At 71.5% G+C, this 14,815-nt stretch carries 6 protein-coding genes; 2 read left to right on the top strand and 4 right to left on the bottom strand.

What is annotated here, in order from left to right; translation table 11 throughout:
- The first annotated feature begins 23 nt into the window (after positions 1–23).
- Positions 24–1,418 (top strand): carbohydrate-binding protein, encoded by a 1,395-nt coding sequence (locus tag KWI83_RS15595; RefSeq protein ID WP_218514962.1) that lies wholly within the window; start codon positions 24–26, stop codon positions 1,416–1,418.
- 85 nt (positions 1,419–1,503) lie between these two features.
- On the opposite strand, the gene KWI83_RS15590 is transcribed toward KWI83_RS15595, so the two are convergent.
- From KWI83_RS15590 to KWI83_RS15575, 4 genes are all read right to left on the bottom strand, one after another.
- Entirely contained in the window at positions 1,504–1,737 is a 234-nt protein-coding gene (locus tag KWI83_RS15590) for a hypothetical protein (protein ID WP_218514961.1), read from the bottom strand.
- 153 nt (positions 1,738–1,890) lie between these two features.
- Positions 1,891–2,835 (bottom strand): hypothetical protein, encoded by a 945-nt coding sequence (locus KWI83_RS15585; protein ID WP_256362308.1) that lies wholly within the window; start codon positions 2,833–2,835, stop codon positions 1,891–1,893.
- A gap of 321 nt (positions 2,836–3,156) precedes the next feature.
- Positions 3,157–3,687 carry an SMI1/KNR4 family protein gene (locus KWI83_RS15580; RefSeq protein WP_218514960.1) on the bottom strand — a complete coding sequence of 177 codons (531 nt, stop codon included), beginning with the start codon at positions 3,685–3,687 and terminating at the stop codon, positions 3,157–3,159.
- Complete coding sequence (locus KWI83_RS15575) at positions 3,684–12,830, bottom strand: DNRLRE domain-containing protein (RefSeq protein WP_218514959.1); 9,147 nt, start codon at positions 12,828–12,830, stop codon at positions 3,684–3,686. Before KWI83_RS15575 ends, KWI83_RS15580 begins: the two co-directional genes overlap by 4 nt.
- Before the next feature lie 381 nt (positions 12,831–13,211).
- On the opposite strand from KWI83_RS15575, the gene KWI83_RS15570 reads away from it, so the two are divergent.
- Positions 13,212–14,765, top strand: coding sequence for an FG-GAP-like repeat-containing protein (locus KWI83_RS15570; RefSeq protein ID WP_218514958.1), 1,554 nt, complete (start codon positions 13,212–13,214; stop codon positions 14,763–14,765).
- Positions 14,766–14,815: the final 50 nt, after the last annotated feature.

Below are 14,815 nucleotides of genomic sequence, written 5' to 3'. Positions count from 1 at the left end.
AGACCGAGACCGAGGAGATCCCCATGCCCCAGCGACACACCCGAGCCAGAGCCGCGGGTGCCGCCGTGGCGGCGACGGCCGCCCTGCTCGTGGCCGGGCTCAGCGGCGCCACGAGCGCGCGGGCGGCCGCCACCGACGTACCCGCCTCCCCCACGGCCCCCACCGTCCCCTCGGCCGCCGAGACCCTCCGCACCGACACCGCTCCCCCCGCCCTGCTCCGCGCCATGGAGCGCGACCTCGGCCTGGACCGGCGGCAGGCGGAGCGGCGCCTGGCCAACGAGGCGGAGGCCGGGGCCACCGCGGGCCGCCTGCGGGCCGCGCTCGGCGGCGACTTCGCGGGCGCCTGGGTGCGCGGCGCCGACTCCGGCACCCTCACCGTTGCGACCACGGACGCCACGGACGTACGCGCGATCGAGGCGCAGGGCGCGAAGGCCACGATCGTCCGCCACTCCCTCGCCGACCTGGACGCCGCCAAGGCCCGCCTGGACCGGGCGGCGGCGCACGAGGACACCACCGACGCGCCGGTCTGGTACGTCGACGTCACCACGAACCGCGTCGTGGTGCAGGCGGTACGCCCGTCCGCCGCCCGCGCCCTGCTGGACGCGGCCGGTGTCGACGCCTCCCTCGCCCGGGTGGAGAGGACCGCCGAGAGGCCCCGCGCGCTGTACGACCTGCGCGGCGGCGAGGCGTACTACATCAACAACAGCGGGCGCTGCTCGATCGGCTTCCCGGTCACCCGGGGCGGCCAGGAGGGCTACGCCACGGCCGGGCACTGCGGCCGGACCGGGGCGAGCACCAGCGGCTACAACCGCGTCGCGCAGGGCACCTTCCAGGGCTCGATCTTCCCGGGCCGCGACATGGCGTGGGTGGCGACCAACTCCCAGTGGACGGCGACGCCGTACGTCCGGGGCGCCGGCGGCAAGAACGTCCAGGTCACCGGGTCCGCCCAGGCGCCCGTCGGCGCGTCCGTGTGCCGCTCCGGCTCGACCACCGGCTGGCACTGCGGCACCATCCAGCAGCACAACACCAGCGTCACCTACCCCGAGGGCACCATCACCGGCGTCACCCGCACCACGGTGTGCGCCGAGCCCGGCGACTCCGGCGGCTCGTACATCTCCGGCAGCCAGGCGCAGGGCGTGACGTCGGGCGGCTCGGGCAACTGCCGCAGCGGCGGTACGACGTTCTACCAGCCGATCAACCCGCTGCTCCAGAACTACGGCCTCGCCCTGAGGACGACCACGGACCCCGGCGACCCGGGCGACCCCGGTGACCCGGGCGGCACCTGGGCGCCCGGCACCGTCTACCAGGCGGGCGACACCGTCACCTACGGCGGCGCCACCTACCGCTGCCTCCAGGGCCACCAGGCCCAGGTCGGCTGGGAGCCGCCGAACGTCCCGGCGCTGTGGCAGCGCTTGTGACCCACTGACCACCCGACGGGGGTGTGGGGCCGGGCCCGGGTGTGCGCCGACCGGCACCCGGGCCCGGCCATGCCGTCCCCGGGGTTCAGGCGTGCTCACGACTCGCGTGGGCGCGGAACACCCGCTCCTCGTGCGGCCCGTAGGCGAGGTCGAAGACGACGAGGACGCCGGTGCGCCGGTCCCGGCCTTCCGCCGCGTCCCTCAACTGGACGTCGATACGGCGGTCCCGGAAGGCACCGGCGACCGCGGGGACCACCGCGACAGTGAGCACGGCGAGAGCGATGACGACCTGGACGGCCGTGTCGAAGGTGCTGTTCATGCACTCAGCCTCGCCGCGCGCCGCTGCCCGCGACAGTGGCAGGACCGACGCCTCACATTGAATTCCTGCCACGCCCCGGACTCGTCAGGCACACGGCGTGCTCGTCACGCGCGGGCCGTCGCCGTGCGTGCTGCCCCGGCCAGGCCAGCCCGGTCAGGTGCGCATGGCCACCCCGCAGACCTCCACGTCACGTTCACCGTCGGTCAACGGACGGCTCCGGTCGTAGGGGTCCTCGGCGGGGCCGGTCGGCGCGGGCCCCTGGAGTTCGTCCGGGAAGGCCGGGTGCAGGTAGCCGTCGTGGGCGTCGCAGTCGGAGTTGGCGTAGTCGGCCGTGTAGCTCTCGGGCAGGAGTTTGCCCTTGGTGGCCGCCCACCGGCCCGGGTCGGCCATCGTCAGCGTCAGGTCGCGGCGGACGATCGTGCGGGCCACCTGGTCCCCGTCCCCGTGCGCGCGGACCAGCGGGTAGACGAACGTGTAGTCCGCGTGCACCTTCAGCTCGCCCGGCCGCGAGGCGGCGAAGGTCATGTGGCCGCGCACCTTGATCACGTCACCGGCCAGGCGCACCTCGTCCGGGTCGAAGCGGGTGAAGAGCCTGAGGGGATCGTTCTTCCGGGTCGGCTCGCGCAGCGCCCGGCGCAGCTCGGACAGCAGGGCCGACTGCTTGGGCTCCAGCAGGTCCAGTGCCCGTTCGGGCTGCTCGCCGCGCAGCACGGCCGGGTCCAGGTTGCTGGCCACCAGGAACTCCTTGGTGTTCCGCAGCGCCAGCTCCACGTCCGCCTCGGTCAGCCCGGCGACGGCCTTCGCCTCCGGCAACTCGATGGCATCGGCGCCGTCGGCCCAACGCTCGGCGGGCGAGCCGCGGAACGGATGCTCGCGGGTGGGCAGTGCGGCGTCGACCTGGCCGGGGGCGCTGGTGGGCAGCGCCGTCTCGGCGGGCAGCGGCGTCGGGATGCGGCTGCTTCGGCTTCCCGCCCGGGTATCCGGTCCAGCACCAGCGAGGGGCGTACGGCGACCACGGCGAGCGCCACGGCCAGGGTCACGCCGAGGACCGCGCCGGCCTTGCGGCGGCGGCTGCGGGTGCCGTTCATCTCCTGCCACGCCGGGCCGGTGCGCCAACCGGGCGGCGTGCCCGGCGGCGTCTCCCGCTTGCGGCGCGACCACCGCCGGCGCCCCCCGCCCGGCGCACGCCGCGCCGCCTCGTCCTACTCCCGCAACCGCCGAGCCACCATCCGCGCCCGCGCCGACGGCTCCTTGGGCGCCGGCGCGCCGCCGCCTTCGGCGGCCTCGCGCAGGAACGACTCCAGCTGCTCGTCGGATGGAGGAGGAAGAGGAGGAGGATGATCCGCCGGACGCGTCGTCCGGGTGCTCGGGGGGCGGGGCAGTACTCACGGGCTCGCTCTCATCGGTGATCGGAGGGTCTCACAGCTGTGCCTCCACGGTGGGGGTTCGGCCGGGGAAGTCCGGCGGGAGGCCGTCCGGGGGGATCGTGCCGCGCACCAGGCCCGCCAGATACGCCGTCAGGCCCGCGTCGACCTCGAACCAGTCGTCATTGTGACCGCTGACGACGACGGGCCAGGTGTCCGGGTCCGGGCCACCGGTCTTCCAGTACCAGGTGTCGCCCTCGACGGAGTCCGCCCAGGGGAAGAGGCCGCCGTCGGCGGGGTGCGGGACGTAGCCGTGCGACATGCCGGCCGCACGGAGGCTGTCGAGGTCGGACAGGAATTCTCCGGCGACCGAGATGAATTCCTCTTCCGTCCCCGGGTCGGGGATGTGCACCGAGAGGAATTCATCGAGCACGAGCAGGGAGTAGTGCTCGGAGAGTTCCATGAAATCCGCCGGCGGGCGCAATCCCAGTTCTCGCTCGATCCGCGACCAGTCGATCCCTCGCGGCACCGGCAACCGGAACTCACGAAGCGCGGGCAGGGCCGCTTCAAGGTCTCGCAGTGTCAACAGGTCACCTGCGTTCCTGACTTGTTCGCCACATAAACGGACGTGAAGAGCGGGCCCGTCGGCGTCCTGGCGGTCATCGTGATGCCGGTCGGCATCTTGCCGGGCCCATTTCCGTATTCCAGCACGCCAGAGTACAGAACGGGTTGCTTCTTCTCCAGGGCCGCTGCCATCCGGTTCTCACACCGCTTCATACCCGGGTCGTTCATCTGTCGATATCCGGTGAATACGTTACCGGCCACCCACTCACCACCGAATCGGTCACCGATGATGTGGGTGCGGTGGTACTTCCAGGCCTTTCCGTCGCGCTCGGACTTCCAGTGCGGCGGATCCGGGAAGTCCCTCGGGCGTGGCGTGCGGTTGTTCTTCTTCAGGTCCTGGGGGCAGATCAGCGCCGAGGCACCGGTCGGCGCGCCGCCGACGGTCGGACCGTATCGGAACCGCTGCGAGCGCGGACGGTCGCACGGGTTGTCATCGGTGTCGTCGCCCCCGCCTCCCGTGCCCGAGGGGCTCGGGGCGGGAGAGGGCAGCGCGGTCGCGTTCTCCCCGGGCACCTGGTTCGGGAACGCCTTGAAGTAGCCGCGCAGTTCCGCCAGGTCGAACTTCAGGTCCTTCTGCGCCTTGGTGAAGGCGTCGTCCACGAACCGCTGGTGCTCGGTGTCGGTCTCGGCCTCCGAGGCCGCGCGCGGCGCGGTGTCGCTGAGGGCCTGCTTGATGAGCAGCGGCCACGGCGGCGGGGGCGGGGGCTTCCACGGCCCGTTCGGGCCGCCGCGGGGCGGGTCCACGCGCGGGTACCACGGGTTGTTGCCGCCGCCCGGGCCGCTGCCCTTGTTCGGGCTGCCGTCGCCGCCCCGGCCCCGGCAGCCGCCGCGGCAACCGCTCGACACGTTGGTGTCCGCGGCCGACGCCGACAGAGCCGCGGCGTAGGCGGCGAGCGCGGCGGCCGCCGACTTGCCCGACTGCGACAGCGAGTTGCCCCAGCCGGAGCTGTACCCACCGGAGGAAGAGGAGGAGGACGAACTGCCTCCCCAGCTCCAGTCCCAGTCCCAGTTCCAGGAGGAGCTGTTGTCGATGGCGGCCTGGGCCGCGGCGCCCACCGCGACGGCCACGATGACGGCTCCCGTCACCTCCAGGACGCAGGCGTCCCAGAAGCAGTGGCCGGTCGGGTCCGTGTTCACCAGCGGGCTGCCGCCCGCGTATCCGTACCGGTTCGCCCGGATCGACGGGACCGGCTCCAGGTTCCAGGAGTCCCGGGAGGAGAAGCCGCCCGTCGTCGGGTCGTACCAGCGGGCGTGCATGTTGACCTGGCCGGTGGCCGGGTCGGTGTACTCGCCCTGGTAGCCCAGCGGGCCGGTGCTGCCCGAGGTCGCCGTCGGCTTGCCGAAGGGCGAGTAGCCCGTCGAGCCGGAGACCGTGCCGGTGGCCGCGGTGAAGGCGCCGATGACGTCGCCGTGCAGGTCCGACAGCAGCGCCGTCGGGTTGGTGCCGTCCGGGTTCGCCGAGGACAGGGCCTCGCCGGAGGGGTCGCGGACGATCAGGCCGGCGGCCGTGGCGACCGGGTTGTTGGACTCGTCCGCGTACGTCAGCGTGTCGTCGCCCTGCCGTACCAGGCGCCCCAGCGCGTCGTACCCGTACGCCGTCCCGTCCGCCGACACCATCCGGCCCAGCGCGTCGAAGGCGTAGGCGTGGCTGCCGCTCGCGTCGCCGCTGCCCGTGCGGGTGCCGCGCGCCGAGTACGTGTACGTCACGTCCCCGGACGTCAGCAGGCGGTTGCGCGCGTCGTACGTCGCCGCCTCGCCGCCCGAGCCCGTGCGGTTGCCCGCCGCGTCCCAGGTGTAGCCGGTGACCGTGCCGTCGGCGCCGGTCCAGCTGGTCAGGCGGCCCGCCCGGTCGTAGCCGTAGGTCTGGGTGCCCGCGCCCGCCGTGCCGGTCGTCGTCTTCTCGACCAGGTTGGAGGCCTTGTCGTAGCCGTACGCGACCGATGCCGTCGTCGTGCCGCCCGGTGCCTTCAGGGCGTCCGAGGTCGGCCGGTCCAGGGCGTCGTAGCCCAGCGTGCGGGTCGCACCGGTGCCGCCGTAGGCCACCGACGTCAGTCGGGAGGCCGTGTCGTAGCCGTACGTCAGGGTCGCCTGCGTCAGCGGGTCGGCCGCCGTCCGCAGCCGGCCGGCGCCGTCGTAGCCGAAGGTGGCCCGGCCCGCCGCGTCCGTGCGTGCGGTGAGGCGGCCCTCCTCGTCGTAGGAGAAGGAGGCCGTGCCGGACGGCCCGTCGGACGACAGCAGGTTGCCGCGGTCGTCGTAGGTGTAGGTGTTGGTGCCGCCCGGCGCGCTCGCCGAGGTGAGGCGGCCCACCGCGTCGTAGCCGAAGGTGTCGGGGACCGTGGCCGCCTCGGCGCCCGAGCCTGCGGCCCGCGTGATGCGGCCCAGCGCGTCGAAGGTGCGCTCGACGGTCACGCCGCCCGGCTGGAGTTCCCTCACCGGGTGCCCGGCCGCGTCGTACACCGTCGTCCAGGTGCGGTCCGCCGCGTCCGGGTGGGCCTGGGTGGAGGGCTCCACCACCGACTCCAGGCTGCCGCGGCCGGTGAAGTCGTACCAGGTGGTGTTGCCCCTGCCGTCCGTCAGGCGGGTGCGGTGGCCCGCCGCGTCGTAGCCGTACGTGGTAGTGATTGACGCGTCCGCGTCGACCGGCTCGGCCAGCTCGGTCAGGCGGCCCAGCGCGTCGAACGTCTGCCGGACCGTGTGGCCCAGCGCGTCGGTGACCGCGACCGGGTTGCCGTCCGCGTCGTGGGCTGAGGACGTGGTGCGTAGCACCGTGCCCGCGCGGTCCTCGTCCCGAACCTCGGTGACCCGGCCCGCCAGGTCGTGGACGGTGCGGGTGGTGCGGCCCTGCGGGGTCGTCACCGACGCGGGCAGGCCGGTGGGCCCGTAGGTGTACGTCGTGACGCCGCCCGCCGAGTCCGTCCTGGTGAGCGGGTCGCCCGCGGCGTTGAAGGTGCCGGAGGCCGTCAGACCGGTCGGGCTAGTCGTCGACAGCAGGTTGCCCGCGTCGTCGTAGGCGTACGTGGTGGTGAACGCGCCCTGCGCCGGGCGGCGTTCGAGGACCGTCGAGGTGATCTGGCGGCCCAGGTCGTCGTACGTCGCCTCGGTGCGGGCGCCGGTCGGACCGGTGGCCGACAGGCGCTCGCCCAGCAGGTCGTGGGTGAACGTCGACACCGGGGCGGCGGCGCCGTCCTCGGGCGCCGGCAGCGTCACCCTGGCCAGGTTGCCGAGCTGGTCGTAGCCGTAGGTCGTGGTCCGGCCGAGAGCGTCGGTCTCGCTCGCCAGGTTGCCGGCCGCGTCGTAGGTCCGGGTGGCCTTCGACGTCAGCGGGGCCGTGGCGCCGGGCGAGGTGTAGTCGGGCAGCGTCGTGCTCGTCGCCCGGCCCAGGCGGTCGTACACGGTGCGCGTGACGTGGCCGTTGGGGTCGCGGACGTCGGTCGCCTCGCCGAAGGTGTTGTAGCCGACGGTGACGGTCGGGCGGACGGTGGCCGCCGGGGACTGCCGGGTCTGGGCCGTCACCGGGGCCTGGTGGGTCTCGACCAGGCGGCCGAGCGCGTCGTAGCGGTGGTCGGTGGTGTGGGCGGCCGGGTCGGCGCCGGTGGCGTTGCCGCGCGGGGATGTCACGGCGACGACCAGGCCGCGGTCGTCGACCTCGTAGGTGGTGACGAGGTCGTCGGTGCCGTTCTCCACCGTCTCGCGGGTGATGTCACCGGTGGCGTTGCGCTGGTAGCTGACCTTCTCGGTACGGGTGCCGCCCGCGCCCGTGGCGGTCACGGCGATGACGGCGCCGCCCGCGTCGTAGGTGTAGGCGGTACGGCGGGCCAGGCCCGTCGGGTCCAGGACCTCGGCGGTGGTGCGGCCGGCGGCGTCCACCTCGTAGGCGGTGGTGACCTTGCCGTTGCCGGTGGTCTTGCGGACGAGATGCCCCGTGGCGTCGTAGGTGCGGTCGCTCAGTACCAGGTCGCGGGTGGAGCCGTCCGGGTCACGGAAGCCGGCGAGGATCTCCTGGGCCTTCAGGCCGTCGTCGTAGTAGGTGTTTCGGGTGGTGCGGCCCATCGCGTCGGTGTGCTCGGCCAGGCGGCCGGCCGGGTCGTACGCGTAGGAGTCCAGCACCACGTCCTCGGCGGTGGACGGGTTGTTCGGGTCGCCGGTGTAGCCGGTGAGCGTCACCGTCGCGAGGTGGCCGAGCGCCGTGTAGGCGTAGCGGAAGGTGCCCCGGCCGGGCAGGGTGCGGCTGGTCTGGCGGCCGTGGACGTCGTGGGTGTACGTCTCCTGCCCGCCCTCGGGGTCGGTGAGCGTGGCCAGGCGGCCGTGCGTGTCGTAGGTGCGCCGGGTGGTGCGGGTGGTGTCGCTTCCGAGGAGGTCGGCGACGGACTCGGTCAGGACCTTGCCGTCGACGTCGTACGTGTACGTGGTGCGCGCCTGGTGGTCGGTGCCGGTGACCTCGTTGGTGGTGACCGGGCCGGTGACCGTCAGCGGGCGGGACTCGCCGTCGTAGGTGGTGGTGGTCGTGACGCCGTCGGCGTGTGCGTCGGAGACGACCTTGCTGCCGGTCTCGCGGCCGAGCGCGTCGTAGGTGTACTCGGTGACGACACCCGCCGGGTCGGTGACCTTCGCGAGGTCGCCGACCGCGGTGTACTGCCGTGCGGTCACGGCGCCGCGTGTGTCTGTGCTGGTGGCGAGCAGGCCCGCCGGGGTGGTGCCGCCGCCGACCGCGGCTTCCGTGCCGTCGGTGAAGGTGAAGGACTCGGTGCGGCCGGACGGGAAGTCCGCGGTGGCCGGGGAGGTGGTGGAAGTCCGGTCGCCGTAGGTGTTGTAGCCGTACGACGTCTTGTACGTGTCGTCGGTCGCGCTCGCCGAGCGGGCGTCGCGTACGGCGGTGAGCTGGTCGTTGCGCGGGTCGAGCGGGTCGGCGGCGTTCAGGTAGTAGCTGTAGTGCGCGGTGTGGCAGGTGGCGCTGTTCGCCGTGTCGCGGCACGTGGTCTGGGAGATCTTGTTGCCGCGTGCGTCGTTGCCGAAGCGGGTGACCGTGCCGTCGGGGCCGGTTGTGGCCGCCAGGTAGCCGCCGGTGTCGTAGTCGAAGGTGCCGGTGTGGCCCGCCGCGTCGGTCTGGCTGATGAGCCGGTTGCCCTGCAGCGGGTCGTAGGTGTAGCTCGACTTGCGCTGGTCGGGGTCGGTGACCGTGACCGTGAGGGTGGTTGTGCCGGCGACGGCCGGTTCGTTGTCACCGGCGGGCTGGTCGGCGGTGCCGGTCACGGCGAGGTCGGAGAGCTGGTAGGTGCCGCCGTTGGCGTCGGTGTACGACGAAACACGGTCGTGCACGGTGTCGTAGGCGACCTCGGCGTGCACCCGGCCGCTGGGCAGCGTCACCTTGGTCAGCTGCTGGGCGATCGTGCCGGCGGCGTGGTGCTCGGCAATGGTTCGAGCGCCGAGCGGGCGGGTGTAGACGGCGACCTCGTCGATGTCGCCGGCGAAGTAGTGGGTGCCTGCGGTGACGCCCATCCAGCCTGGGCTGCTCCAGCCGCCGCCGACGAAGGCGGACTGGCCGTCGCGCATCACGATCGTGCCGGTGAGGCTGCCGACGGCGGTGCCGTCCAGGTAGAGGGTCTGGGTGTTGCCGGCACCGGTCAGGGCGACGTGGTGCCAGGCGCCGTCGGTGACGGCCTGGCTTGAGACGATCGGCTTGGTCCCGTAGTACTCGGACGTGTAGAACTGCCCGCGCAGTTTTCCGTTCGCGTCGACGTTCAGGAACGGGCTGAACTGCGTGGGCTGGGTACCCACGGTGGTGTTCTGCAGCGTGGCGAGGACGCCTGGCTCGGTTGTCCTGAACCACATCTCGACAGTGAGGAACGGGCTGTCGGTCAGCAGCTGGTCGGGCAGGTCCATGTACGCCGAACTGCCGTTGAAAGTCGCCGCGGTGTCCGTGCTGCCGGGCAGGGCGCCGACGGTGCCGAGCTGGACACCGTGGTAGCCGCCGTAGTGGTCCTTCCGGTCCAGAGGCAGGTCACTCACCGCATCGTCGGCACCGGCCGCCTCGTCCAGCCGCCAGTAGGAGAACGGCCCGGCGTCCCGGACGACGGTGCGGTAGTGGGAGCCGTCGCCGTAGCCGTATGCGGTGCACGCGCCGGGGGCGTCCTCGGGGCCGCAGACCTGGGTGAGCCGGTCTCCGGAGTAGGTGTAGGTCCAGGTGAGAGGGTCGGTGCCGGTCTTGGGGGCGTCGGTGGTGACGGAGGTGACGTGGCCGCCGGACCAGGTGAAGTGCAGGGTGCGACCGCCCGTGGCGGTGGCCGTGGTCAGCTTGCCCGTCGTCGCGTCGTACGTGAGCGTCTGGGCGCGGCCCCGGTAGTCGGTGACCTGGGTGAGGCGACCGCTTGCGTCGAAGACGTAGGTCGTCTGTTCCTTGTCGGTCAGCTTCCAGCCGCCGCCGGTGACGGCGGTGAGGGTGGAGAAGCTGCCGTACGGGGGTGCGTAGCTGCCGTCGGGGTTCTTGCCGAAGCGGACCTGACGGCCCGTCGCCAGGGTGGCCACGACGTTGCCGGTGCCGTCGCCGTCCGGCGTGATCCGCATGTCGTATCGGGTGGACCAGCCGGAACCGAAGGCGTTGTCGGAACGCGGGTCGCGGCTGTTGTAGGTGCGGGTGACGGTCAGGCCGGGGCCGACCGTGGCGACGCTCGCGTCGGTGTCGGTGGTGGTGTAGTTGCCGATGCCGGGGTCGATCTCGCGGCCGGTGCCGTCCAGGCCCTGACCGCCGAGGTGCGAGGTGATCGCGGGCTGCTCGACAGCGGTGGTGAAGGTGTAGAAGGGGCTGAGCGGGGTCGCCAGGCCGTTCTCACGGGCCATCACTCGCCAGATGTACTGCTTGCCCCAGGCGAGCTTGCCGGCGGGGACGTTCCAGATGCGCTTGCTCTGCCAGCCGGAGCTGACGCAGTTCACGGGCGCGGCGGAGGTGCCCTCGCAGACCTGGAAGTAGGAGTCGATCGCCGCGCCGGCCGGGTAGCGGTCGATGGACTCGGTGGCCATGAACAGGGCCGGGGTCAGGCTGCCGACCTGGCCGCCTGGGTGCGGGTAGACGCTGGTAATGCGAGGGCCGATGTCCTGCGAGGTGACGGTGACCGTGGCGACGGGAACGTCCTGGCTGGAGAACCACCTCTGATCACGCAGCAGCTGCATGTCGAAGTTGATCTTGTATTGGCCCGGCGGCAGCGAGGGTATGCGGGCGCTCAGGACGGTGTCGTCGCCGGGCGTGACGCGCTCGTTGAGTCGAGTGAAGGCGACCTGGTTCATCAGCGCGCCGATGCTGTGGTTGCGCACCCGGGCGCCCAGGCGGACGTCATTCCAGCCGAGCGGCTCCCAGGTGAAGTCGCCGAGGTTCTTCACGGTGAGGGTGACCTCGCCGCCCTGTCCTCCGGTCAGCGGCTCGGTCTGCTCGCCGACGGTGTACTGCGCGCCGTATGCGCTGTGGGTGACGGCCAGGTACGGCTTGTTGACCGAGTTGTTGCTGCCGAACCGCTTCCAGGGGCCGGAGGAAGCGAAGTCGGCCCAGATGGACAGGCCGTGGTTGGCGACCGAACCGTTGACCCAGCCCTCGACGAGGTCGGTGCCCTTCTTGCCGAGGTCAATCACACGCCACTTGGAACCACCGCAGTTCTCGCCGTATGCGAAGGAGTCGCCGGCGATCACGTCGGTGGAGCTCGCCGGACGGTTGTTCCAGGTGACGGTGCTGGAACTCCACGAGCCGGTGACCTGTTTGACCAGCATCTCCTGCGCCGTGCAGCTGGAGGACCAGACGTTGTACAGGCCCAGGTCGGCGTTGAGGACGTAACGGTTCTTCAGCTGACTGGTGACGTTGTCGAATCGTAGGTAGCTGATCGCTCGGTTGACGCCGGCGTCGTAGCTGCCGATCTTCAGCTCGTCGTCACTGGAGAAGTTGCTGTCAGGCCAGGAGTCCTGGACGAACGAGTCGCCGTTGGTGTCCACGTCGGTGACGCTGGGATCGACCTTCACCGGATACACGCGCTCCGGTGCGGACAGCCAGGCATCGTCGAGCACCACTGTCAGCGACCAGCGGTCACTGCTGTGCGTGAGCCGGTAGTCGACGCCGCCGGAGAGCGCCGGACCGCCAGTCGTGGGGTCATGGGAGGAGTCCTCCATCCATCCCTTGGGGATGACGGCCTGCACCGTGCCCGCCGCGTCCTTCAGCACGACGGCCCCGTGCGCGTCGAGCGACGGGGTGAGCTCGCCGAGATCGAGCGGGAAGGTCCACTCGCGCGGCGCGTCGGGCGAGTTGAGGACGATGGTCTCCTTGACCGCGCCATGCACGGCCTGCAGGACCACGTCGGAGTCAGGGCGTACATCCTGGTAGCGAGCGGCATCGCCGTTGACCTCGGCGGCGGCGCTCGCGGCCCCGGCGATACCGAAGCCGACCTCGTGGCGGCCGTCGTCGACACTCAGCTCGGCCAGGACAGGATCGTCTCCGCGCAGGGCCAGCGTGAGGTCGGTGTCGTCGGCCGCGGGTGCCAATCTGTCGCCGGTGGAGTCGGCCGGGACCAGCGAGGTGTCGACGTTTTTCCACGCGCCGGAGGCGTCCTGGAAGTGCACCGGCTCGCTGTAGACGCGAGTGGTGCGTGTGCCGTCGGGGTTGCTGAACTCCTTGGTGGTGGCTGTGCGTTCACCGGGAAGCTCGGTACTCAGCTCGGGGTCGTAGCCGCCGTGACCCCCGCCTTCGGTCGTCTGCGACTGGATTTCTGTCGTCTGCAACTCGGGTTCGACAGTCGTGAAACCGGTACCGGCGTCGTACAGCGGCAGGGCGCCCTGGCCCCCAGGCAGGTCGGCAGGGTCGGCGTTGTTGTCCCCATTGGCGTCCGTGAGTGCGGTGTCGACCTCGTGCTCCCGGCCGGCCGCAGTGCCGGCTTGCTGCTCGGGCGGAGTGCTGTCGGACCAGGAAGCGGCCTGGGCCTCCTGGACGAACGGCGTCAGCGCGGGCATCGGCAGCAGGGTGGCGCACAGGGCCAGCAGCACACTGCCGGACGTCAGCGCGACGGCACGCGCGGAATGCCCGGAGCGGTGTCGTAGGAGACCCGCGAACGAGCGGTGACGGGGGCGGCTGGACACGGAACTCCTTCACACCACAAAGCCGATCGCCCGCACGGACATACGCGCGGGGCGACCGGCCGGAAGCAGAGAAGCCAGGTACGCCGAACGCCTGGGCACGGCATAACCCGGATGGGCGTACACCGTAGATGATCAGAGACGCACGAGATCGTGCCCATGACAACAGGTTGGTAACGAGATCATGCAGTATGACCACCCCACACAGGCTTGTCACGGCGCCTGCACAGGTCCCGCCACCCCCACTGACCAGCGCCAATCATTTTCAGCCACCTTCCAGGCGGACCACAGAGGAACTCACAGGCCGTGATCAATTCGAGACGATCATCTGGCTAATGTGCCTCGTCAATCACGCTGACCAGGTCTGATGAGCGAAGGACGGTCATGGCCGCAGAGAAGGCAACCAAGCGTCGGCTGAGGGCCTGGCACGCCGCCGTGGCCCTGGTGGTCTGTGCCGGCTTGGTGACCACCGTCGCCCTCGTGGCCGGATCCGGTACCTCCGCCAAGCCGTACGACTTCAACGGCGACGGCAAGCCGGACCTCACCGTCGGCGTTCCGGGCGACACCATCGACGGGAACCCGCGCGCCGGCTCGGTCACCGTCGCCAACGGCACCACCACCGGCCCCGCGACCAGCTCCGTGCAGCTGAGCCAGAACGCGGCGGGGTTGTCCGGCGCGGCGGAGGCCGACGACAACTTCGGCCAGACCTTCACCAGCGCGGACTTCGACAAGGACGGCTACGCCGACCTTGCCGTCAGTACTCCGATGGAGGCGCTCGGCACCATGACGGGCGCCGGGTCGATCACCGTGCACTACGGTGCGTCCGGCGGGCTCTCCGGCTCGGAGACGGACGTCTTCCATGAGGACGTTCCGGGAATTCCCGGTGAGGCCGGAATAGATCGCATCTTCGGATACGCCCTGGCATCCGGCGACCTCAACGGTGACGGCTATGCCGACCTCGCGGTCGGACAGCCTTTGGACTCCGCCGGCGGACGTTCGGCGGCCGGTTCCGTCCGCCTGCTGTTCGGCTCCGCCGCCGGCCTCACCGCCGACTCCGCGGTGTGGCTCGACCAGGACAGCCCCCACGTGCCCGGAGGCCCGGAGGTGGGCGACCGCTTCGGGGAGCAGGTCGCGATCGGCGACATCAACGGCGACGGTGACAACGACCTCGTCGTGTCGAGTGTCGGCGAGCAGATAACCGGCAGCTCGGACCGAGGCTCGATCATCGTCCTCTTCGGCCCGTTCGGTGACAGCCCTTCCGGGGGCGAGTACATCGGCTCCACCTACGTGGATGGCGTGAGCGAGTTCTCTGGTACGTCCCTGGCCGTAGGGGACTTCAACGGCGACCCCTACCTGGACGTCGCGGTCGGCGTCTCCGACCAGCTTGTCGGAGACGACGGTGCGGCAGGCCGACTCGCCGTGCTCTACGCGGACGAGGACGGCCTGTCCTACGACCGCGTCAAGGTGTTCGACCAGATGACTCCCGGCATCAACGCCACCCCCGAACCGGAGGACTACTTCGCGGGGTCACTCGCCACTGGTGACTTCGACGGAGACGGAATCGACGACCTGATCGTCGGCATGCGCAGCGAGGCCCTCGGATCGGCGACCGGCTCCGGCTCCTCGGCGGTGCTGTTCGGCAGCAGCGGCAAGGGCATCACGACAACCGGACTCGTGACGGTCCATCAGGACGTTGAGGGAGTGCCGGGCGCCGTGGCCATCGGCAACCACTTCGGCTGGACCGTCGGCGCCCTCGACACCAACGGCGACGGCCGCGTGGAACCTCTGGTGGGCGCGCCCGGCTACGGCACCGGAACGGTCACCATTCTCAAGGTCAAACCCGCAACGCTCGAGTCGGCGACGGCCGTCTCGCAGAGCAGCCTGGGCGGTGGAACCGGGGGCAACGGCGACGCCTTCGGCATCGCGCTGCCGCACTGAGCGACGCGTCAGGGGCGGGGGCCTGCCAGGTGCCGTCATTGCCGCCGCTG

It is taken from the genome of Streptomyces sp. TRM70350 (assembly GCF_019219825.1).
Taxonomy (GTDB): Bacteria; Actinomycetota; Actinomycetes; order Streptomycetales; family Streptomycetaceae; genus Streptomyces.
Note: the sequence above shows the minus strand (reverse complement) of the source record. Positions and strands in the feature narration are given on the sequence as shown.